Here is a 22,329-nt window from a genome sequence, read left to right as displayed (position 1 = left end):
ACAAGATAAAAGCCCGTTGTTACGGGCATCAGTCAAGTAATGAAAGCATAACCTGAACGAAGTTCAGCGAGCGTCTTTAGGCGCCGCTGGAGATGAACGGCTTATAGCCGGTGTACAAGCCACCCGTTTTCACAGGTGGTTATGACTTATAGTACATTGGTCTTAAGAAGGATAGCTAGATAAGTTTTGTTCACTCTTGGCCAATAGCAGTTATTTACTTCAAAAACTAGAGCCTATCCGAATCTATCTGGATAATCCCTCTCCACTATAGAAGAAGAGGTAGTAAATACATGGGGGATAAACTGTTCGAAGAGATACAACTAGCTGCATATTTAAAAAATAGTAATTAGGAGTATGTAAAAAACAAAAAAAGAAGAAGTCAATCAACTTCTTCTTTTAGAATGCTTATTTAATCAATTCTGGAACTGAATCATCCAAGGAGAGAACTTCGTGGAAGACACGTTGTGTCAACTCAGTTTTTTGTTCTTTGGTGAGGTACTTGGTATTGACACAGTAGCCTGAGATACGAACAATAACATCTTCACCACTCATGATTTTTTCATAGACATCATTCAAGTCCATGACGTTCAAGTTGACATGCTGACCACCTTGTTCAAAGTAACCGTCAAGGATAGTCACAAGGTTATTCACTTGCTCATCAAATGTTTTACCAAGAGCTTTTGGTGAAACTTGAGTTGTGAGTGAGATACCATCGTTAGCATGTTTAAAGTTGAGCTTAGACAAGGAGTTGAGGTTTTGCAACCAACCACCGCGTGATTTAGAGGTTGGGTTGGCACCTGGTGGGAAGAATTCAACTTTGCTAGTATTGACTGAGCCATCTTCGTTGAGGAAGACACCACGGTGAACTGGAGAGTTAGCTGTTTGCTTAGAGTAAGCAACGTTTGATGTAATTGTCAAGATAGACACAGTTGCTTCAGCATTCTTGTAGAGTTTGTGTCTGTTCAAACGAGTGAAGAATGCTTCCATGAGCCATTTTGCAATATCATCTACACGGTCATCGTCTTCACCATATCGTGGGAAGTCACCAGTTACTTCGTAGTCGTAGATGAAGCCATCTTCGTCACGGATTGGTTTTACTTGAGCGTACTTGATAGCTGATAATGAGTCAACAGTATTTGCAAATCCACAGATACCGAAGCCCATGTTAGCACGAAGATGAGTTGGCAAGAAGGCCATTTGTACTGCTTCGTAGTTGTACTTATCTGTCATGAAGTGAATGATGTTCATGGCATCTACATAAGTATCAGTCAACCAATCAAGGGCGATTTCAAAGTTCTTGATAACTTTGTCATAGTCAAAGATTTCAGAGGTATCAGGTTCTACACCATCAAACACTTTGTAATCTTTGTGGACATCATCATAACCACCATTCCAACTTGAAAGGAGACCTTTCAGAACGTTGACACGTGCACCGAAGTACTGGATGTTGTGACGTTTGTCTTCACTTTCAGGGTCCAGTGGTGACACACAACAAGAAATACAAGACATCTCGCCGTAACCGTCCTTAGCCATGGTTGTCACACCTTCATACTGGATAGAAGAGTGTTTGTGGCTCATTGCCATACAGTAGCGACGGAAAGCATATGGAAGCTTATCAGACCAAAGAACAGTCAAGTTTGGCTCTGGGGAGTTACCGATATTATCCAAGGTGTTCAAGAAACGGTAGTCCATCTTAGTAACACGGTGGCGGCCATCATTTCCCATACCAGCCATGGATGTTGTCAAGAAAGTTGGGTCTCCAGAGTAGATTTCGTCGAAGGATTTTGTACGAGCGAATTTCACTGTACGGAGTTTCAATACGAAGTCATCAACGAATTCTTGGATTTCAGATTCTGTGAAAGTACCACGAGCCAAGTCACGTTCTGCATAGATATCAAGTACGATTGGCACACGACCAAGAGAAGTCGCAGCACCGTTGATGACACGGCAGACAGCCATAAAGGCAATATTTACCCATTGGATAGCTTCTTTAGTATTCAAGGCTGGGCGACGAACATCCACACCATAGTGATCACCAAGGCGTACCACTTGTTGAAGAGCTTGATATTGCAAGTTGACTTCTTCGCGAAGACGGATTGTTTCTTCGTCAATCGCAACGATAGCATTCCAGTCTTTTACTTTTTCTTCCATCAAGTAGTCAGCTCCGTAAAGGGCAAGACGAGCGTACATACCGATGATACGGCCACGTGAGTAGGCATCTGGTAGACCAGAAACGTGGTGAGAGTGGCGCGCGCGACGGATATTGGAAGTATAGGCACGGAAAATACCATCATTTACAGTTGTCGCATGTTTAGTATAGATTTCGTGGAGAAGAGGGTCTGGGGTGTATCCGTTTTCAACCAAAGTTGTTTCAGCCATACGGATGCCACCACGAGGCATGAAGTTCAACTTGAACAACTCATCATTTTGGATACCAAAAATTAATTCATTTTCTTGGTCAATGTAACCTGCTGGGATATCTGCGATGGAAGTTGCACGATCGATGTCCATAGGGAAACGAGTGTCTTCATAGTGCGCTTTTGTTTCTTCAATAATCTTTTTGATATGAAGAGAGCGCTCAGTTGGACCAGCTAGAAAGCTTTCATCACCATCATATGGTGTGTAGTTTGCTTGTACGAAGCGAGTCACGCTTGCTTTTTCTTGCCAATCTGTGCCGGCAAAACCTTCCCAAGCTTTGGCGAAAATGTCTTCAGTTACATTTTTTGTTTTAACTTTTGTTGACATGAGATTTCTCCTTATTAAAAGTTATGCATCAAAGATGCACTTATGTATATATTATAACATGATGGAAAGCGATTTACAACCGCAAAAAGCTTGAAAATATATGAAAAATTGTGAAAATATTTACATGAGAATTGTGAGAAAAATCACAGCTGTTTCAGGCTTTATTACAAGGTTTTTGGAAGATGTCAGAAGAGAAATAACAAAAAGAAAGGGTTTCCCAAAGAGCGTTGAATGGGTCAGAAATGGGGTGAAAAGGGAGAGAATGTGATATAATGAACTAATGCATAAAAATAAAACCAAGGAGGCTGTTGTGCTCATTTTCCCTCTTATCAATGATACATCAAGAAAAATTATCCACATTGATATGGATGCTTTTTTTGCTGCCATTGAAGTGCGGGACAACCCAGACTTGAAGGGAAAACCAGTCATCATTGCTAAAGATCCGAGGCAATCTGGAGGGCGTGGGGTGGTTGCAACCTGTTCCTATGAAGCGAGAGCGTTTGGGGTTCATTCGGCCATGTCTTCCAAGGAGGCCTATGAGCGTTGTCCCCAGGGAATCTTTATCTCAGGCAACTATGATAAATACCAGGAAGTTGGTCGGCAGGTGCGGGAGATTTTTCATCGTTATACAGATTTTGTGGAGCCAATGTCCATCGACGAGGCCTATTTAGATGTGACGGAAAATAAACTGGGTATTGTGTCAGCTGTCAAGATTGCCAAACTTATCCAGTATGATATCTGGCAAGAGCTTGGTCTGACCGCCTCTGCCGGGGTTTCATATAATAAGTTTTTAGCCAAAATTGCCTCTGATATGGAAAAACCACATGGTTTGACGGTCATTTTGCCAGACCAAGCTATCAGTGTCCTGTCGAAGCTTCCTGTTGAAAAATTTTACGGAGTCGGCAAGAAATCGGTTCAAAGGCTACATGATATGGGGGTTTACACGGGAGCAGACTTGCTGGAAATACCTGAAATGACCTTGATTGACCTCTTTGGGCGTTTTGGTTATGATCTCTATAGACGAGCTAGAGGCATTTCCAACTCGCCTGTAAAAACACATCGGGTTCGCAAATCTATTGGCAAGGAGAGGACTTACAGCAAGCTACTCTACCGGACAGAAGATGTGCAAAAAGAGCTGGCTATCTTGGCTGAAAAAGTCACAAATGGTCTAGAAAAGCATCGCAAGGTCAGCAAGACCATTGTCGTTAAGGTCCGCTATGCTGACTTTACGACCCTTACCAAACGTCGAACCCTAGAGTTTCCGACAGATGAAGAGAAACTAATTTTACGGACTGCAGAGGACATCTTTGATGCAGTCGGTGACTTGAGTAAGGGTATCCGTCTGCTGGGTATCACACTGACAAATTTAGAAGAGAAGCTATTGAAATAATTAAAAAACCATTACCAAAGTGACAATACTTTGATGATGGTTTTTATTGTGTAGTTTTGAAAAAAATTTGGATGTCCTCATCAGTTAAACCGATCATAGGCTCAATGGTCTGGAAGTTTTGGGGAGTTAGGATGTAATTGGATGATTCGACTGGTTGACTGACTTGGTCAGGTTGTGGATTATCTGGAGTTGTCTCAGTCATCTGAGGAATAAAGCGCTCCACTAGGTAGGTCTTGCGCGCTGTTCCAGCATTTTTGACAGCCTGGTCAAAGGCGGATAGCTGTCCCAGTAAAATCAACTTGCTTTTCGAGCGGGTGATGGCAGTGTAAATGAGATTACGCTGGAGCATCCGTTGGCTAGAGTGGGTAATAGGGAGAATGACCACTTGGAATTCGCTACCCTGAGATTTGTGAATAGACATGGCATAGGCCAGGGTGATTTTGTACCATTCGTTTCGCGGATAGGTGATTTCTCCACCCTCAAAATGGATGGTGAGCTCATCTTGCTTAGAGTCGCTGTATTTGGCAGGTAGGAGATCGCTGATATAGCCTAAATCGCCATTAAAGACATTGCTTTCAGTATCATTGACCAGATGGATGACGCGATCCCCTTGTCGGAAAATCTGGTCGTTATAGGGAAATTCGATTTCGCCACTTTCTAGCGGATTGAGGAGTTCTTGAGTGAGTTTGTTGAGTTGATCGATGCCAGCTAGGCCGCGGTACATGGGAGCTAGGATTTGAACTTGGTCTGCTGGGATACCTGAGGCAATCGCAGCAGATACGATGCGTTCCACCATAGCGGGGATTTGTTCATTCTGAGCTTCAAAATAGGAGCGGTCAGCTTTCTTTTCTCGGAAATCATCTGGAAGAAATCCCTGTCGGATATGGCTAGCCAGATGAACGATGGTTGAGTCTTCGGATTGCCGATAGATTTTTTCTAGAGTAATGTTGGGCAAGCTTGGAATTTTTAAGAGATCAGCGAGAACTTGGCCAGGGCTAACGGAAGGGAGTTGCTCAGCATCTCCAACGATGAGAACTTGACTGTTGGAGGAGATGTTTTGGAACAGTTGATGGGCCAACCAAGTATCGACCATGGAAAACTCATCAATAATAATCAAGTCAGCATCGAGATAATCTTCCCTAAAACTCTCGTTTTGTCCTTCAGTCAAGCCTAGATGGCGGTGAATAGTGGCACTTGGAAGTCCTGTCAATTCGTTCATACGACGGGCAGCCCGTCCTGTTGGTGCAGCCAGTAAAATAGGGCTGTCTCCTGTTACCTTGGTCAAATTGAGTTTGTGGAGGAGAGCATACACAGCGATAATACCATTGATGACAGTGGTCTTTCCTGTACCTGGCCCGCCTGTTAGAATAAAGAGAGGATTATTGATGGCTTGAACGATAGCTTCTTTTTGAATCGAATCATAATGGATGCCAGACTCCTGTTCCAAATGAGAAATGGCCTCATCAATGACAGAACGTTCAAAGGGTTTGAGGGTGTGTTTGTTTAGCAGCCTAGTCAGGCTTTTTTTGATGCCTTCTTCGGCAAAGTAGAGGCTATTATCAAAGATTTTAGTGCCAATTTGTTGCAATTTACCATCAGCAATCAAGCCGGTTAATTCTTGAGCGACTGCGGCGGGATCTAGTTCGACCGGTCGGGCCTGTTCTAGGACAGTCAGGGTAGCTTCCAGTAAGTCTCTGGCTTCAATATAAGTATCTCCAGTTTCCAGAGATTGTTGGAGGAGACTGTAGAGGATACCCGCGCGAAAGCGTTGAGGGGCATGGCTGTTTATACCGAGATTGTCTGCGATTTTATCCGCAATGATAAAGCCCATTCCCTGAATATCTTCAACGAGTTGATAAGGATTTTCCTCTATGGTGGTCAAGGTCTTTTCCTTGTAGGTATCTTGGATTTGGAAGGCTAGTTTATTGGGGATTCCATATTCTGCCAGCTTAGCCAAAATCATTTCTGTTCCATAATTGATACGTAGGGTTTCTAAAAAAAGTTGGCGATTTTTAGCAGAAAGGCCTCGAATGGTAGATAGTTTTTCAGGTTCAGCCAGAATATGGTCAATGGTATTTTCGCCATAAAGTTCGACAATCTTTTCGGCTGTTTTGCGGCCAATCCCCTTGAAATGCTCACTAGAAAAATACTTGATGAGACCAGCAGAAGTGGGCTTGCTACGCTCATACCGGCTGACTTGCAATTGTTGGCCATATTTGGGATGGGTTACTAACTGACCATAAAAACAGTAGTCTTCTCCTTCGATGACATCTGCGATGGTTCCTGTTACGATGACTTCATAGTCTTCGAAGTCAGCATTGGTTTCATCAATTTCTAGCAGTAATATTTTGTAAAAATTAGCAGGATTTTCAAAGATTACCCGCTCAATCGTTCCAGTAAAAAAAAGTTCAGTCATAATATAAGATATAAAGGGCGTTTAGCGGACCCAGTGAAAATAAGGAGTAGCGCTGTGTCTTTTGACACAAGCAGGCTCCATATTTTCAGTTAGTCCGTAGCCCGTATTCGATTTGTCAAGATATAAAGGGCGTTTAGCAGACCTAGTGAAAATAAGGAGGGTTGCTGTATCTTTTGACACAAGCAGGCTCCATATTTTCAGTCAGTCTATATGTAGCTTAAAAAGAACAATCGGTATTCATTTTTGGAGATACAAAGAGAGTGGAAGTTGGGATAGTACAACCCCTCCTTTCCCACTCCCTACTTTTTTCTAAAACCGAGTGATGCGGTTAAGGGGCCACATCCGCAAGACAATTTTCCCCTTGATATTCTCTTTTGCAAAGCTGCCGACTGCGCGGCTATCCTGAGAGACGATGCGGTCATCTCCTAATAAGTAGTAGTGTCCTTCAGGTACAGTCACGGTAAAGGACGGTTGGAAATTAGTATCCACAGTGAAGGCTGTTGAAACTTGAGCTCTAGCCTGAAATTGGGCATTATATGAGTAGATGGCCTGGAGCTTATCCTTGGCAAAGGCTTCCAAGTACTCTTTTAAGTAAGGCTCATCCATCTGTTTATCGTTAACATAGAGGATATCATTGTCAAAACGAATGGTATCCCCTGGCATGCCAATTACCCGTTTGACAATGAGTTTGTCCTTGCCCGAACCATCAGATTCTCCGGCAACTACGATGTCAAATCTCTGGATGTCTTTGGTCCTGTACATGATGAGATGCTCTTTATCTTGCAGAGTGGGGTCCATGGAATGACCATCAACGGTCACAGGACTCCAAATCAGCCAACGGGAGATGATGATGATGACGACAATGAGGGTAAAAAGTCCCCATTCTTTGATAAATGCTTTCATAATAACCTCACTCTAGGAGTTTTTGTGCTTTTTTGGTATTGGCAAAGTGGAGCTTGGCTGTTTTTTCCAAGCCTGTCATGCCCTGTTGTTGTAAAATCTGGCTAGCAATCACATCTGACTTGTGGCCAGCACCTGAAGGAAGGGTCACTCCTACAGCCTGGCTCAGCTCGTCTAGGTTGTCCAGAAAGAGCGAGCGAGCCATGATAGAAGAGACAGCCACGGCCAAATACTTGCTCTCGGCCTTCTCAACCAGTGTGATGTTTTGGGTTACTTGATTGTTTTCCTGACGGGCATATTTGTCATAATTTTTAGTGCTGGTAAAGGCGTCGATGACAATTTGCTGAGCCTGGACTCCTTTTTGCAAGAGCAGGAAAATAGCCTGATTATGAAGAGCTACCTTGACCGAAACAGCATTGTAGCCCTGACTGATGACTTGGTTGTATTTTTTAGGTGTCAAGAACAAAGCCTGATGGGGAATGTTTTCTTTTAGGAGCGGGGTGATTTGTCGGATTTTTTGGTCCGTCATTTTTTTGGAGTCATCCACTCCTAGGTCCTTGAGGAAGGCATGGTCTGCAGGTGTAACAAAGCTAGCAACCACCGCAAGACCACCAAAGTAGGATCCGTTTCCAACCTCATCACTTCCAATCATGGGTACATTTTGCTGGATAGTCGCTTGGGTGCTAGTCTGATGTCCCCATTTTTGGGCGTAGCTTGCTGCCTTTTCTCCTTGGAATAGCACCTTACCCGAAGAATAGATGGTAATGCTCGCTCCTTCTGGTTTGAAAAAGGCTTCAACATAAGGATTTTTGCTAGTCTGGGAGAAATTGGCAAATGTCTGTTTGACTTGCTTTCGCTCTTGTTCGTTGAGATGTAACACAATACTTGTCATTCTTTTATTGTAGCACAAAATAAGAAAAAAACCTTTCTGGAGTCTGGTTTTAAAGATAGAGAAACAATTTTCTATGCTTAAAAACAAAAATTTTATAGGAAAAGAGATATAGAAAAGATGAGAGAGAACATGTGAAAATAAGACGTTATCGCCATTTTGATAACTCAAGATATATCTGTCAGTACTACCTTCCCACATACTCAAAGAAAGTTAGCCTTACCCTTGTTACGAAAATGAAAAGAGGTTTTTGCAAACCTCTTTCGTTGTTTATTTTAGAAAATTTAGTGTTTCTTTAGCAATATGGGCTGCTGTCAAGCCGTATTCTTCCATGAGATAGGCCATTTGCCCTACTTGGCCAAATCGTTCCTTGACTCCGATACGACGGATTGGAGTCTTGTTTTCTTCGCTGAGCAACTCAGTGATGGCACTGCCTAGTCCTCCACTTTGATTGTGATTTTCAGCTGTGACAATGGGTTTTCCTGCTAGCACATTTTTTAATTCTTCTGCTAACGGTTTGATGCGGAAAACATCTATAACTCCTACTGAGATCCCATCTTTAGCTAATAGTTCAGCTGCTTTTAGAGCTTCAGCTACCATGATACCAGAAGCAAGGATGACACCGTCTTGGCCATCGCGCAATTGGCAGTAGCCTTTGGAAAAGTCATGGTTTTCTGAGTAGATACGCTCAGGGGCTTTTCGGATAGTACGGATATAGGTCAAACCTTTTATCTCCAAGGTTTGTTCCAGGACAGCCTTGAACTGGGGATCATCACTGACTTCAAAAATGGTTGCTTGTGGGATAAGACGCATCAGCCCTAAATCTTCAAAGGGCATGTGAGTTCCACCGTTCATTTCTGCAGAGACTCCTGCATCAGAACCGATAATGGTAGCATTTAACTTGGCATAACCCAGTGAGAGGAAAACTTGGTCAAATACCCGGCGACTGGCAAAGGGGCCAAAGGTATGGATATAGGGTTTGTATCCCAGAATGGATAATCCAGCGGCAGCTCCCATCATCTCAGCTTCCATAATACCAAGGTTGACATAGCGTTTTCCATATTGGTCAGCTAGCTTGTTGGTTGCCATGGAGCTTGAAAGATCTGCTTCGAGAACTACCAATTTCTCCTCTGCTGAGCTATGTTCGGCAAGGAAGTCTCGATAGACTAAACGCATTTCTTTTGCTGTCATAAGAGTTCCTCCTTTTCCGATTTCAACAGTTCAACAGCTTTTTCTAGTTTCTGACGCATTTCTGCATCTAGTCGCAAGTGGTGATTGGCCTCCATGGTTTCTAGGAACGGAACGCCTTGTCCTTTAATCGTATCCAACACAATTACTTTTGGTTTGTCAGAGCCCGCGTTTTGTAGGGATAAAACAGCATCATAGATAGCTACAATGTCGTCTCCTTTGACACGAAGTCCGTCAAACCCAAAGGCCTGCATTTTTTCAAGAAAATCTTGCGTCTGGCAGATTTGAGCAGTGGTGCCGTCTAGTTGTTTCTTATTGTCATCGATAAAAACGATGAGATTAGATAATTTCTGGTGGGCAGCAAATTGGAAAGCTTCCCAACACTGGCCTTCATTTAATTCCCCATCTCCCACGATAGCATAAGTGTAGTATGGAGAATTGTCTATACTTTGACCGTAGGCAATGCCAGTTGCAACACTGATGCCTTGACCTAACGATCCAGTTGTCATATCGACACCGGGAGTCAGATTGCGGTCTGGATGGGATGGAAGTCCAGTTCCATTTTTGTTGAGAGAATGGAGAAAATCCTTATCGAAGAAACCCTGTAAATGCAAGGTACTGTAAAGGGTTGGCCCTGCGTGCCCTTTGGAGAGGACAAAGTAGTCTCTCTCCTTTTGGGAAAAGACTTCGGGCGTCATAGGCATAAGTTTTCCATATAAAACCGCTAGCGTCTCAACTATGGATAGGCTACCGCCATAGTGACCAAAACCCAGTTGATTAAGGGTTTCAAGTGTATTGATACGGATGTCTCTAGCAAAGTTCTTTATTTCTTGTAACTCGAGTTCAGTAAGGGGCATCACTAACCCTCCTTAGACTCTTTTTTTCCAAAGATTGTGAGAGCGAACATACCAGCCAATACGACAAAGATACCGATGGAAACGGTCATGACACCACCATTCTTGGCAAGAAGACCAAGGAAGATACCAGAAAGACCGAAGTCAGCATCTGAGAAGGTAGAGCCAGCAAAACCGAGGTTTCCAAGAACTGGAAGCAAGAAAACTGGTAGGAAGCTGATGAGAACACCTTGCATAAAGGCACCGACGATAGAGCCACGGATACCACCTGATGCATTCCCCATGACACCAGCTGTTGCACCACAGAAGAAGTGAGGAACAACGCCAGGAAGGATGACCACGCCACCAGTTGCAATCATGATAGCCATGCTGACCAAACCACCGATAAAGCTTGAAATGAAGCCAATCAATACAGCATTTGGAGCATATGGATAAACGATTGGACAGTCCAAAGCTGGTTTTGAATTAGGAACTAGTTTTTCAGAAATACCTTTGAAGGCTGGTACGATTTCCGCCAAGATAAGACGGACACCAGATAGGATAACAAAGACACCTCCGGCAAAAGTACCACCGAGTTGAAGGGCATAGACCATACTATTGGTGCCACCGCTTAGTTCTTTTTCAATATACTCTGGACCAGCAAAGATAGCTACAATGATGTAGATGATGGACATAGAGATGGCAATGCTGACAGTTGAGTCACGTAGAAAGGCCAATCCTTTAGGGAATTTGATGTCTTCTGTTGATTTTGATTTGTCACCCACCAGACTGCCGACAAAACCACTGAGCCAGTAGCCTAGAGCACTGAAGTGACCGAGGGCAACTTTATCATTTCCAGTCAATTGAATCATGTATTTTTGGACAAAGGCTGGTGATAATGTCATGATAATCCCAAGTGCTAAACCACCCATGACAATCAAGCCTGCGGAAGTAAAGCCAGCGACAGACAGGATAACTGCAATCATACATGCCATATAAAGGGTGTGATGGCCTGTTAAGAAAATGTATTTAAATTTGGTGAATCGCGCAATCAGAATGTTGAAGGCCATACCGACCAACATAATGAGGGAAGTCGCTGTTCCATACTCGTTTAAGGCCAAAGCAACAATCGCTTCGTTGTTTGGAACAACTCCTTTCAAGTTGAAGGCTACTTCAAACATTTGACCAAAGGGGTTCAGAGCTGTCAAGAGCAAGGTCGCTCCACCGCCCACAACCAGAAAACCAACAAAGGTTTTTAAACCACCTTTGACCAAATCAGATGCAGATTTTTTCTGCAGAGCTAATCCTAAAATCGCAATCAAGGCTACCAAAATAGCTGGAGTCTTGGCGATATCAATTAAGAAATCTAACATAATATATTCTCCTTTTAATGATGATACAGAGCCCATAAAACTCAAAGCAAGATGAGAAACTCAAGGAAGATTCTTCCGTTTAGGAGAGTTCTTTCTTTTGACAGAGAGCTCAGGGCAGTTTATTTGTTAAGATGAATGATGACAGACTTGTATTTCAATCTATTTCAACAAAAACTATAACAATTCTTTTTCCTGACAGATAGCTGTCACAACTTCTCTCAATTCATCCATATCAATAATGCTATTGAGCGGACGAACATCACCAAGGTGACTAGCAGAATCTGCCAAATCACGGCCGACAATCCAGACATCAGCATCGCTGGCTGTTGCACCACCTAAATCATAGTGCTCCACTTCGACATCCGAAACACCTAAATCTCTCAAAATGGATTCAATATTCATTTGAACCATAAAACTGGATCCTAAACCGGAACCACATGCTGCACCAATTCGTAACATAAGATTACGCCTCCTGTTGAATAATATTTTTGATTTCTGAATAAGACCGGGATGCTAAAAGGTTTTTGACATTTGCATCCTCTCTCAAGATAGTTGTCAAATGAGACAGGGCCTTGAGATGGGTTTCATTGTCAATGGCTGCGATGCACATTAACAAGTATATTTCATGTTTGGGGTCATCCAGTAAGTAGATGGGATGTTCCAAAACCAGCATCGACATGCCGACTTGGTTAACTCCATCTTCTGGTCGTGCGTGGGGAATCGCAATCCCTTTGCCTAGGTCGATAAAAGGACCAAACTCCTCCACTTTTGCAATCATGGCTTCTGGATAGCTAGGCTCAATTTGTCCTGAAGTCAGGAGTGGTTGTGCTGCCAAGCGGATAGCAGACTTCCAATCTAGTTTCTCAGAACAGGTCTGATATGTAGCCTCTGTAATCAATTCATGTAACAAGGGCTTCACTTCCTTTCTATTTTTCTTATTCTCTAATAATAAGTTCCGCAAAGCACTCCGTAGTGCGTTTTCTTGCGTCACATTACTGTATTTTTTGATTGTTTCCATCATTTTTTCCAACATGATGAGATCTCCGCAAATATCTGGAAAATCCTGAATCACCAAATCTGTTAGGCTCTGCGCCTGTTCCTCAGTCATAAGAACCGAGACTGGATAAGTAGGTTTTTGAGACTCAATTTCTACAGTAGAGAAGATGAGATCGTAAGTGGCTTCATCTAAAGCCTTGAGTTGCTCCAACCTAGTGGTGTGGCTAAAAGCAATCTTTGGAAATAGTTTTTTCAGGTCTTCTTTGATAATGAGGGAAGAACTAACGCCATTAGGACAAATAATGACAGCTCGATAAGGGAGCTTGGTTTGCGGTTGCTGGTGCAGGTAGCCGCCAAAATGGACTACAAAGTAGGAAATTTCAGCATCTGGGATAGGGTAGCCAAGTTCATTTTCTAAGGGTTGTAAGGCTCTTTGTACCAAGTCAAATAAATCGGGATAATTTTCCTTTATCTGTTCTGTATAAACATTGGTACTGAATAAGCGGTATTTTAGCCGGAAATAAGCTGGGATTAGGTGGCGCTTGAGTCCCTCTTCTAACTTATCTCGTTGTTCAAAATTCAGGAGAGAAATTTCCTCCATTTTTTCAATAACAGCCTTAGTCAGAGCCTGAAAATAAGAATCATTTTTCTCTAAATCCCCCTCGAAACAACCGGATAAGATACCAGATAGGTAACACTTTTCATTTCCTGTTAAGGCTCTTATCAAAGAAAGGTCAGCTGTGACATCCTGGATGATAATGTCTGTCAGTGATTGTAGGGAGGGGGAGAAGATGTCGTGTTCTAGGCTGACAAATTTGCTGACACGATGATAACGATAAAGAATGAATATCAATAAATAGAGGCATTCTTCTAGGCGATGTTGAATGGGAGTTAGCTGAAAGGCCAAGTAGTATTCTTGGGTTCGCTTCATGACTTCTTCAAATTTATCTGTATATCCCCAAGCTGATAGAACATGGTGCAGAGCCCAAAAGCCAATCGGCAAGGACAGTAGCTGACTGATGGCGTAAAGAGCTAGTCGGTGCTTATCTTTTTCCTGTCCCTGGATAGAGTAGCCTTCGGATCGAGTGTAGGTCAGAATCAAGTCAAATCTCTCCATCAGCTCTCGTAGGGTCTTGATGTCAGTCAAAGAGGTATTTTTGCTGACTCTCAAAAAATCTTGATAGTGGTTGTTTGAAACGAAGTCTCGTCGACAGAAAGTATAGAGATAAATCAGATAAATCCGTTCATTCTGTGTCAGATAGAGCTGTTCTTCTTTAAGCTCTTCAATGATATCTTGGGCTTGTTGCTGAATCATCTCAGGTAGGTCATAATAACCATCGGTCACTACCAGCTCTGGCAACTGCTTGGACTGAAAATAGTGATTTAAGCTATCCACCTGTGCTAGAAGTTCCTTGATGGTCAACTTAGTTTTGACGGAAAGAGCATAGAGTGATAGAGATGGCTCGCTTAGTAAGGTCAATAGTATGACAAGAGTTTTTTGATCGAACATGTATCCTCCCTTCTATTTTTCCTTCTTAAATCTAGTGTAGCGGAAAGGAAAATAAAAAACTAGCCCCTATTGAGCCCAAATTGTTGAAACTTTCCAACTTCACTCGTTGGGCTCAATCAAAAAAACTCTGACAGAAAACTGCCAGAGTTAGTTTTTAAAGCACAATTGCCAGAGTTTGATAAGGTTTTAGAACCAAGTGTTCAGCTAGCTCAACCCCATCATAATTACTGATGAGCACCTGACCAGTCTGGTAGTCAGCTGGGAGCTGGATAGTTGCCTCTTGAGAGAAAAAGTTGTTGAGAACGAGCAGTTTTTGACCATCTAATTGGCGCTCAAAAGCGTAAACCTTATCATTGTCTTGGAAGGCAGCTTGGTAGTCTCCTTCCGCAATCAGCGGTAAGTTTTTGCGTAGCGCAATGAGTTCCTGATAGAAACGAAAGATCTTGCCAGATTTTTCCTTTTCAACATTGATTTCTGGATAAGATTGACCAGCTTTGAGCCACGGTGTACCAGTAGTGAAACCAGCATGTTCGCTACCATCCCATTGCATAGGCGTTCGGGAATTGTCACGGGACTTAGCCTGAATGATGGCAAAAGCTTCTTTTTCAGACTTCCCAGAAGCCAGTAACTCTTGGTAGGCATTGATGGATTCAACATCTACATAGTCTGCCATAGACTCAAAATCAGGGTCAATCATCCCGATTTCCTCACCCATGTAGATATAAGGTGTACCACGTGAGAGATGGATAGCTGCAGCCAGCATGGTTGCTCCTTCAGCTCGGAAGTTTTTGACATCTACAAAACGGTTGAGGGCGCGTGGTTGGTCATGATTGTTCCAAAAGAGAGCAGACCAGCCGTTGCCAGCACTCATGCCTTCTCCCCAAGTATGAAACAGATTTTTGAGTTCTTCGAAATCAAAGGTTTTTACGGTCCATTTTTGGCCATCCTCATAATCCACTTTAAGGTGATGGAAGTTGAAGACCATATCTAATTCTTGACTAGCAGGGTTGCTATATTGGACACAGTTGGGAATGGTTGTAAAACTCATCTCCCCAACGGTCATCCCCCCTTGGTCTTGACCGAAAGTTGCTTGGTTGAGCATTTTTAGGTAATCGTGGTTGATCGGACGGTCTGTGTAGGCTGGTTTTCCATCGCTAATGGGACAATCCTCCAAGACTTCATCTTTACCAATCAGGTTAATCACATCAAAACGGAAACCCTTGACTCCTTTTTCCCGCCAGAAATTGACAACTTTGAACATCTCTTCGCGGACATGTGGATTACGCCAGTTTAGATCAGCTTGGGTGACATCAAAGAGGTGAAGGTAATAGAGTCCAGTATCGCCGAAGGGAGCCCAGGCATTACCTCCAAACTTGGATACCCAGTCAGTTGGCTGATCACGTAAAATGAAGAAATCTTGATAATATTTATCACCGGCCAAGGCCTTTTGAAACCATTCGTGCTCAGTTGAGCAGTGGTTGAGTACCATGTCTAGCATCAGCTCAATACCATGTTTCTTAGCGGCTTGAGTTAGCTCTTCAAAGTCTGCCATCGTTCCAAAGAGAGGATTGACTGCCGTATAATCAGAAATATCGTAGCCATTATCTCTTTGTGGGCTAGGATAGAAAGGGTTGAGCCAGATGACATCGACCCCTAATTCTTGCAAGTAGGGCAATTTCTCAATGATACCACGGAGGTCACCGACACCATTTCCAGTTGTATCTTTGTAGGATTTTGGATAAATTTGGTAGACAACCTGTCTCTTATCAAATGTCATTCTTTCTCCTTTTTTAAAATAGATGATGGAAAAACACTAACAAGCCCGGCGATAGGGATGTGCCAGGCCTGTTTAGTTTCTAAGTTTTATTTTTTAACAGCTGCCAACAATGCTTGACCTGCAACGACACTTGTTGGGAGGTTAGGAAGGTCAGCTGGTGCAAAGGCATCTTGGTTAGTGATGATAACAGGAGTTTCTGTTAGGTATCCTGCAGCTTTGATCGCTTCGATATCAAAGGTGATGAGCAAGTCACCAGCTTTCACGCTATCGCCTTGAGCAACATGAGCTGTAAATCCTTGTCCTTCTAAGTTAACTGTATCCATACCAATGTGCATGAGTAGTTCTACACCCTCAGTTGAAACCAAACCAACAGCATGTTTAGTTGGGAAGAGGACAGAAACTGTAGCGTCAACTGGAGCCACCAATTTACCTTCGCTTGGTTGGATGAGGACACCTTGTCCCATCACGCCTTGTGCAAAGACAGGGTCATTAGCTTGGCTTAATTCTTTAGCTTCACCAGTTAGTGGGCTGAGGATTGAAACTGTAGCACCCGTAGCAACCTCTTCTTTAACCACTTCAACCACTTCTTCTGTAGCAGGAGTAGCGACATAGTCTGCTTTAGCTTCATCTTCTGCCTTGGTCAAGATACCAGCTTTGCGGAAGAAGAAGGTTAAGATGAATGGAATAATAACTGCAACAGCCATAGCTAGGACAAATGGCAACCAATATTGTGCCTTGATAGCCAAGATTCCTGGTAGACCACCGACACCGATGGCGTTAGCTGTGATGTTAAGACTGGTTGAGAGGAGGCCAGCAATACCTGAACCAATCAAACCAGCAACGAATGGATAAATGTACTTCACGTTGACCCCGAAGAGGGCAGGCTCAGTCACTCCCAAGTAAGCAGAAATTGCAGCTGGAAGGGAAACTTGCGCTTCTTTCTCGTTATGACGATTCATGAAGTAGTAAGCCAAAACAGCTGAACCTTGAGCGATGTTAGAGAGGGCAATCATTGGCCAGAGACCAGTACCGCCAGCATCTGCAATCAATTGAGTGTCGATAGCATTGGTCATGTGGTGGAGACCAGTGATAACGAATGGAGCATAAAGAGTACCAAAGATAGCACCGAAGAGCCATTTAAGAGGACCAGTCAAACCAGCCAATACAATAGATGATAGGCCTTGACCTAACCACCAACCAAATGGACCAAGGACAGTGTGAGCCAAGATAAGGGCTGGAAGAAGAGATAGGAATGGTACAAAAATCATAGAAACGACTTCTGGGATGCGTTTGCGCCAGAAGATTTCAAGGTAAGACAAGCTCAGACCAGCTAAGAGAGCAGGGATAACCTGTGCTTGATAACCGATACGGTTTACTGTGAAGGAACCAAAGTTCCATACCCAGTCGCTGGCAATGGTCGCAGCATCTGTACCTGGTACTGCATAAGCATTGAGCAACTGTGGAGATACTAAACAGATACCAAGGACAATACCTAGGATTTGAGTCGTTCCCATCTTACGAGAAACAGACCAGGTGATACCAACTGGCAAGAAGTGGAAGATTGCCTCACCAGGCAACCAAAGGAAGTGGTTGACACCGTTCCAGAACGGAGAAACCATTGTAATGGTATTCCAAACGGGATTACCATCCACATCAAAAACTTTAGCGCCGTCAACAATTTGTTGGCCTAACCATGGCATACCAACGGATTCTAAAACGTTACGGAAACCAAGAATCAAACCACCAACGATGATAGCTGGGATAATCGGAGTGAAAATTTCAGCCAACATGGTCAAGACACGCTGTACCGGATTGAGGTTTTGCTTGGCAGCGGATTTTGCTGCTTCCTTGGATACGCCTTCGATACCTGAAACGGCAGTGAAGTCGTTGTAGAAAATCGGCACATCGTTACCGATGATAACTTGGAACTGACCAGCATTGGTAAAGGTACCTTTTACTGCTGACAAGTTTTCGATGGCCTTGACATTGGCCTTCTTGTCGTCATTTAAGACGAAACGCATACGGGTTGCACAGTGAGATACTGCCGCAACGTTCTCCTTGCCACCGACTGCTTCTAGCAGGGCTTTAGCATCTTTTTCAAATTTCCCCATAATGTCTCCTTATAAGATACGAAAAGATTTCTTGATTTGTACGTACAAATCATTTGCAGGATTATTGTAACCGATTTCTAAATAAAATGCAAGCTTTTTTTCAAAAAAATTTTTTTTTGGTATAATAGTTCAGATTATGTATGTAAAAAAGCAGAACAATGAAAGAAGCTATGAAAAAATATCAAGAGATTTTCAATGATTTACAGGAAAAAATCACTAACGGCCGTTACCAGGCTGGATTTTTATTGCCAACAGAGAAGGACTTACAGGAGCAATACGGAGTCAGTCGAGACACAGTTAGAAAAGCCCTTCGACTTTTGACGGAAAAAGGCCTGATTCAAAAGGTCCAGGGACGAGGTTCTCAGGTTCTCAAGCAGGAATTGCTCAACTTTCCTGTATCTGGTCTGACTTCCTATAAGGAGTTGGTAGATTCACTACACTTAAATAGTCAGACTCGAGTGATTGATTTGGAGCTACTGACGGTGGATGAGCAGACAGCCTTACAAACAGGTTTTTCAGAGGGAAGTCAGGTTTGGAGAGTTTTACGGACACGATCTATTGATGGTGTTATTTCTGTTTTGGATCTAGACTATTTGGCTCAAGATTGTGTCCCCACCTTGACCAAGGAGATTGCAGAAAACTCTATTTATTCTTACCTAGAGGGGGAGTTGGGCTTAGATATTTCCTATGCCCAGAAGGAAATCACTATTCAGGCTTCAACTGAGCGAGAGCGCCTACTCATGGATCATCAAGATGATTATTTAGTGCTGATTCGTTCTCGTGTTTACTTGGGGGATACAAGACAATTTCAGTATACTGAAAGCAAGCACAAAATTGACAAATTCCAGTTCGTGGATTTTGCCCGCCGCAAGCACTCGCTTTGATACGTTTCCTATTAGTCAAAAAAGTTTTTTTGCGGTATAATGAAGTTTGAGGTATTTTTATGAAGAACTTAAATCGATACAAATTTACATTTGGAAAAAAACAGTTGACACTCACAACCGAGCACGATAACCTCTTTATGGAAGAAATTGAGCGTCTGGTTCAAGAAAAATATCAGGCTATTGAAGAGAAATTACCCAATGCGGATGCGGAAACAAAGGCACTGCTTTTGGCTATCAATGCTTTGTCTGTGCAGTTATTACGGGAGATGGAGCATGCTAAAGTAGAGGCAGAATTAGCCAACGTCAAGGAAATGGTTCTGAAAAAGAATGTGACCTTGGTAGATTTAGATGAACTTGAGGAAAAGGTATGATTTCAATCATTTTATTACTCATCTTAGCATGGAGTTTTTATATTGGCTACAGTCGTGGATTGGTTTTGCAAATCTTCTACTGTTTTTCCTCGATTTTAGCCCTACTAGTCGCAGCTGGTAGTTATAAGAAATTAGCCAGCGTTTTCTATCTCTGGGTTCCCTTTGCTAATGCGACACAAGGTGCCAGTAATTATTACTTTGATAGTCAGTATCTCTTTGATTTGGACAAGATTTTTTACTCAGGACTTGCATTTTTGACTATCTATATCTTGGTCTATGCGCTCATGCGCTTGCTAGGAATTTTTATGCATCTGGTTCGTTTTGTCAGTCCGGATACGGCTAAGTTAAACTTGATTAGTGGAGCTTTATCGGTTCTTGTGACAGTGGTTTCCTTGCAGCTAGCTCTGACCATTCTAGCGACCATTCCCATTCCCCTTATCCAAGACACCTTGCATAAGAGTATCCTTGTCAATGCTATTATCAATACCCCATTGACTAGCCAATGGCTGCGTCAGCTCTGGGTTATTAACACAATCGGGTAAGGCTAAGCCTTGCTCTTTTTAGTAAGTAGAAATCAAAATGATGAACAAAAATATTTTAGAAATCTTGGAATTTGATAAGGTTCGAAGTCTTTTGGAACCTCTGGTAGTAACGGAACAGGGTAAAAAGGAGTTACAGGGCATCGGCCCAATGGTAGAGCTCAGTCGCATCCAACAGGCCTTTGATGAGCTAAAGGATATGGCGGATCTCTTTGTCCATTATCCTCATTTTACACTGGGAGCGACACAGGAGATTGGTCCGGCTATGCGCCGACTAGACTTGGAAGCAGACCTCAATATCACCGAATTGCTCGCTGTTAAGCGGGTGCTAACTGTTTCCAAAGAACTGGCTGATTTCTATGCCAATCTAGAAAATGTCCAACTAAGACAGCTAGATACACTCTTTGAAAAAATGGAGACCTTCCCAAATTTGCAAGGAGCCTTGATGGCTGTCCATGATGGTGGTTTTATAGAGGATTTTGCCAGTGAAGAATTACTGAAAATTCGTCGCCAGATTCAAGAAAAGGAAAGTCAAGTTCGCCAAGTTCTTCAGGATTTACTCAAGACCAAGGCGGATATGTTATCGGACACCCTTTTGGCCAGTAGAAATGGCCGCAATGTCCTTCCTGTGAAAAATACCTACCGCAACCGAGTGGCAGGGATTGTTCATGATATTTCATCCTCAGGCTCGACAGTATATATCGAGCCACGAGCAGTGGTTAGTCTCAACGAGGAAGTTACTCATTTACGAGCTGAGGAACGGCATGAAATTGCTCGGATTTTACGAGAGATGTCACGTCTCCTTAGGCCGCACAGCGGCATCATTGGTAACAATGCTTGGATTATTGGACATTTGGATTTAGTGCGGGCCAAGCATCTTTTTGCTCGTGCTTATGATGCGGTTGTGCCAGCCTTGTCTGATAGGCAAGATATCGCCCTTCTCAATGTCCGTCACCCCTTGATTAGTAACCCCGTTGCCAATGATTTAACCTTTGGAAGCCAACTCAAGGTCATTGTCATGACTGGTCCCAATACAGGTGGAAAAACCATCATGCTCAAAACCTTAGGTCTGACCCATCTGATGGCTCAATCGGGTCTGCCTATCTTGGCTGATAAGGGGAGCCGGGTAGCTGTTTTCAACAACATTTTTGCTGATATTGGGGATGAGCAGTCAATTGAGCAGAGCTTATCAACTTTTTCTAGCCACATGACCCATATCGTGGAAATCATGAAGCATGCGGATGAGAATTCCTTGGTTCTCTTTGATGAGTTGGGGGCGGGAACAGATCCACAAGAGGGGGCGTCCTTAGCCATGGCTATCTTAGATGATTTGCGCCTTCGTGGCATCAAAACCATGGCGACAACCCATTACCCAGAGCTCAAGGCCTATGGGATTGAGACTCCTGAGGTGGAGAATGCCAGCATGGAATTTGATACAGATAGCCTGCGTCCGACTTATCGCTTTATGCAGGGAGTTCCTGGACGATCCAATGCTTTTGAAATTGCTCGTAGACTCGGTTTAGCGGAAATCGTCATCCAGTCAGCTAAGGATTGGACAGATACAGATAGTGATGTCAATCGGGTCATCGAGCGTTTAGAAAAGCAGACAGTAGAGAGCCGTAAACGCCTGGACCATATCCGAGATGTGGAACAGGAAAACCTCAAGATGAACCGTGTTCTACGCAAGCTTTATGATGAACTCAATCGTGAGCGCGAGAATCTTCTCAACAAGGCTCGAGTAGAGGCTCAGGAAATAGTAGACTTGGCTCTGTCTGAGAGTGAGGACATTCTCAAAAACCTCCATGAACAAGCCAGTCTCAAGCCCCATCAGATTATTGAAGCCAAGAGCCAGCTGAAAAAACTAGCACCTAATGTAGTGGATTTATCAAAAAACAAGGTCCTGAAAAAAGCTAAGGCCGAGCGAGCGGCCAAGGTGGGAGATGAAATTTTAGTAACAGCTTATGGGCAACGAGGGACTCTCATCAACCAACTCAAGGATGGTCGTTGGGAGGCACAGGTCGGTCTCATCAAGATGACTCTAAAACGCGATGAATTTGGTCTTATTAAGGCAGAAAAAGATAATCAGCCACAACCGAAACAAATCCATGTTGTCAAGAAAACAAGTGGAAAGGGGCCTCGGGCTCGCCTAGACCTACGTGGCAAGCGCTATGAAGAAGCCATGCAGGAATTGGATGAATTTATTGACCAGGCCCTCCTCAACAACATGTCTCAGGTCGACATTGTTCATGGTATCGGAACAGGCGTTATTCGCGAGGCCGTCACCAAGTACCTCCGCAGCAATCGTAACGTAAAGGAATTTGGCTATGCACCACAGAATGCAGGCGGTTCAGGTTGTACGATTGTAACGTTTAAATAAAATACAAAATAGCCATATAGAGTATGGCTA

At 43.2% G+C, this 22,329-nt stretch carries 16 protein-coding genes; 5 read left to right on the top strand and 11 right to left on the bottom strand.

Translation table 11 applies throughout. The features are described 5' to 3' along the window. Positions 1 to 405: 405 nt before the first annotated feature. A complete protein-coding gene (gene pflB, locus F602_RS0101830) occupies positions 406 to 2,745 on the bottom strand; it encodes a formate C-acetyltransferase (protein WP_018166256.1) in 2,340 nt (779 codons plus the stop codon). Between the two features lie 310 nt (positions 2,746 to 3,055). On the opposite strand from pflB, the gene dinB reads away from it, so the two are divergent. Then, positions 3,056 to 4,135: a DNA polymerase IV gene (gene dinB / locus F602_RS0101820; protein WP_026183258.1), complete on the top strand. Its 1,080-nt coding sequence runs from the start codon at positions 3,056 to 3,058 to the stop codon at positions 4,133 to 4,135. Positions 4,136 to 4,178: 43 nt separating this feature from the next. On the opposite strand, the gene recD2 is transcribed toward dinB, so the two are convergent. The 10 genes from recD2 to treP all read right to left on the bottom strand — a co-directional run bounded on the left by recD2 (position 4,179) and on the right by treP (position 18,128). After that, complete coding sequence (recD2, locus tag F602_RS0101815) at positions 4,179 to 6,551, bottom strand: SF1B family DNA helicase RecD2 (protein ID WP_018166253.1); 2,373 nt, start codon at positions 6,549 to 6,551, stop codon at positions 4,179 to 4,181. 309 nt (positions 6,552 to 6,860) lie between these two features. Beyond that, the gene (gene lepB / locus F602_RS0101810; RefSeq protein WP_018166252.1) at positions 6,861 to 7,454 is read right to left on the bottom strand and encodes a signal peptidase I; all 594 of its coding nucleotides are present in this window, start codon (positions 7,452 to 7,454) and stop codon (positions 6,861 to 6,863) included. 7 nt (positions 7,455 to 7,461) lie between these two features. Then, a complete protein-coding gene (rnhC, locus tag F602_RS0101805) occupies positions 7,462 to 8,343 on the bottom strand; it encodes a ribonuclease HIII (RefSeq protein ID WP_018166251.1) in 882 nt (293 codons plus the stop codon). A 267-nt stretch (positions 8,344 to 8,610) separates the two neighbouring features. Next, complete coding sequence (locus F602_RS0101800; protein ID WP_018166250.1) at positions 8,611 to 9,531, bottom strand: transketolase family protein; 921 nt, start codon at positions 9,529 to 9,531, stop codon at positions 8,611 to 8,613. Further along, positions 9,528 to 10,385 carry a transketolase gene (locus F602_RS0101795; RefSeq protein WP_018166249.1) on the bottom strand — a complete coding sequence of 286 codons (858 nt, stop codon included), beginning with the start codon at positions 10,383 to 10,385 and terminating at the stop codon, positions 9,528 to 9,530. The genes F602_RS0101800 and F602_RS0101795 overlap by 4 nt, the downstream gene beginning before the upstream one ends. A gap of 2 nt (positions 10,386 to 10,387) precedes the next feature. Further along, entirely contained in the window at positions 10,388 to 11,734 is a 1,347-nt protein-coding gene (locus F602_RS0101790; RefSeq protein WP_018166248.1) for a PTS ascorbate transporter subunit IIC, read from the bottom strand. 174 nt (positions 11,735 to 11,908) lie between these two features. Next, positions 11,909 to 12,193, bottom strand: a complete 285-nt coding sequence (locus tag F602_RS0101785) for a PTS sugar transporter subunit IIB (protein WP_018166247.1) — start codon at positions 12,191 to 12,193, stop codon at positions 11,909 to 11,911. A gap of 4 nt (positions 12,194 to 12,197) precedes the next feature. After that, positions 12,198 to 14,240: a BglG family transcription antiterminator gene (locus F602_RS0101780; RefSeq protein WP_018166246.1), complete on the bottom strand. Its 2,043-nt coding sequence runs from the start codon at positions 14,238 to 14,240 to the stop codon at positions 12,198 to 12,200. A gap of 154 nt (positions 14,241 to 14,394) precedes the next feature. Continuing rightward, entirely contained in the window at positions 14,395 to 16,017 is a 1,623-nt protein-coding gene (gene treC / locus F602_RS0101775) for an alpha,alpha-phosphotrehalase (protein WP_018166245.1), read from the bottom strand. An 86-nt stretch (positions 16,018 to 16,103) separates the two neighbouring features. Then, positions 16,104 to 18,128, bottom strand: a complete 2,025-nt coding sequence (gene treP, locus F602_RS0101770) for a PTS system trehalose-specific EIIBC component (protein ID WP_018166244.1) — start codon at positions 18,126 to 18,128, stop codon at positions 16,104 to 16,106. Between the two features lie 170 nt (positions 18,129 to 18,298). On the opposite strand from treP, the gene treR reads away from it, so the two are divergent. The 4 genes from treR to F602_RS0101750 are packed head-to-tail and all read left to right on the top strand — an operon-like array spanning position 18,299 to position 22,299. Then, complete coding sequence (gene treR, locus F602_RS0101765; RefSeq protein WP_026183257.1) at positions 18,299 to 19,012, top strand: trehalose operon repressor; 714 nt, start codon at positions 18,299 to 18,301, stop codon at positions 19,010 to 19,012. A gap of 59 nt (positions 19,013 to 19,071) precedes the next feature. After that, entirely contained in the window at positions 19,072 to 19,383 is a 312-nt protein-coding gene (locus F602_RS0101760) for a hypothetical protein (RefSeq protein WP_018166242.1), read from the top strand. After that, a complete protein-coding gene (locus F602_RS0101755; RefSeq protein ID WP_018166241.1) occupies positions 19,380 to 19,925 on the top strand; it encodes a CvpA family protein in 546 nt (181 codons plus the stop codon). The genes F602_RS0101760 and F602_RS0101755 overlap by 4 nt, the downstream gene beginning before the upstream one ends. A 40-nt stretch (positions 19,926 to 19,965) precedes the next feature. Beyond that, entirely contained in the window at positions 19,966 to 22,299 is a 2,334-nt protein-coding gene (locus F602_RS0101750; protein ID WP_026183256.1) for an endonuclease MutS2, read from the top strand. The last annotated feature ends 30 nt before the right edge of the window (positions 22,300 to 22,329 follow it).

The sequence above is a fragment of the Streptococcus minor DSM 17118 genome (genome assembly GCF_000377005.1).
GTDB classification, from domain to species: domain Bacteria; phylum Bacillota; class Bacilli; order Lactobacillales; family Streptococcaceae; genus Streptococcus; species Streptococcus minor.
The sequence above is the reverse complement of the archived record's forward strand: the minus strand, read 5'-3'. Positions and strand labels throughout refer to the sequence as shown.

Excerpts from the sequence above, each read along its gene's own strand:
- pflB (WP_018166256.1), bottom strand. The coding sequence starts at position 2,745 with ATGTCAACAAAAGTTAAAACAAAAAATGTAACTGAAGACATTTTCGCC.
- recD2 (WP_018166253.1), bottom strand. The coding sequence starts at position 6,551 with ATGACTGAACTTTTTTTTACTGGAACGATTGAGCGGGTAATCTTTGAA.
- lepB (WP_018166252.1), bottom strand. The coding sequence starts at position 7,454 with ATGAAAGCATTTATCAAAGAATGGGGACTTTTTACCCTCATTGTCGTC.
- rnhC (WP_018166251.1), bottom strand. The coding sequence starts at position 8,343 with ATGACAAGTATTGTGTTACATCTCAACGAACAAGAGCGAAAGCAAGTC.
- F602_RS0101800 (WP_018166250.1), bottom strand. The coding sequence starts at position 9,531 with ATGACAGCAAAAGAAATGCGTTTAGTCTATCGAGACTTCCTTGCCGAA.
- F602_RS0101795 (WP_018166249.1), bottom strand. The coding sequence starts at position 10,385 with ATGCCCCTTACTGAACTCGAGTTACAAGAAATAAAGAACTTTGCTAGA.
- F602_RS0101790 (WP_018166248.1), bottom strand. The coding sequence starts at position 11,734 with ATGTTAGATTTCTTAATTGATATCGCCAAGACTCCAGCTATTTTGGTA.
- F602_RS0101785 (WP_018166247.1), bottom strand. The coding sequence starts at position 12,193 with ATGTTACGAATTGGTGCAGCATGTGGTTCCGGTTTAGGATCCAGTTTT.
- F602_RS0101780 (WP_018166246.1), bottom strand. The coding sequence starts at position 14,240 with ATGTTCGATCAAAAAACTCTTGTCATACTATTGACCTTACTAAGCGAG.
- treC (WP_018166245.1), bottom strand. The coding sequence starts at position 16,017 with ATGACATTTGATAAGAGACAGGTTGTCTACCAAATTTATCCAAAATCC.
- treP (WP_018166244.1), bottom strand. The coding sequence starts at position 18,128 with ATGGGGAAATTTGAAAAAGATGCTAAAGCCCTGCTAGAAGCAGTCGGT.
- treR (WP_026183257.1), top strand. The coding sequence starts at position 18,299 with ATGAAAAAATATCAAGAGATTTTCAATGATTTACAGGAAAAAATCACT.
- F602_RS0101760 (WP_018166242.1), top strand. The coding sequence starts at position 19,072 with ATGAAGAACTTAAATCGATACAAATTTACATTTGGAAAAAAACAGTTG.
- F602_RS0101755 (WP_018166241.1), top strand. The coding sequence starts at position 19,380 with ATGATTTCAATCATTTTATTACTCATCTTAGCATGGAGTTTTTATATT.
- F602_RS0101750 (WP_026183256.1), top strand. The coding sequence starts at position 19,966 with ATGAACAAAAATATTTTAGAAATCTTGGAATTTGATAAGGTTCGAAGT.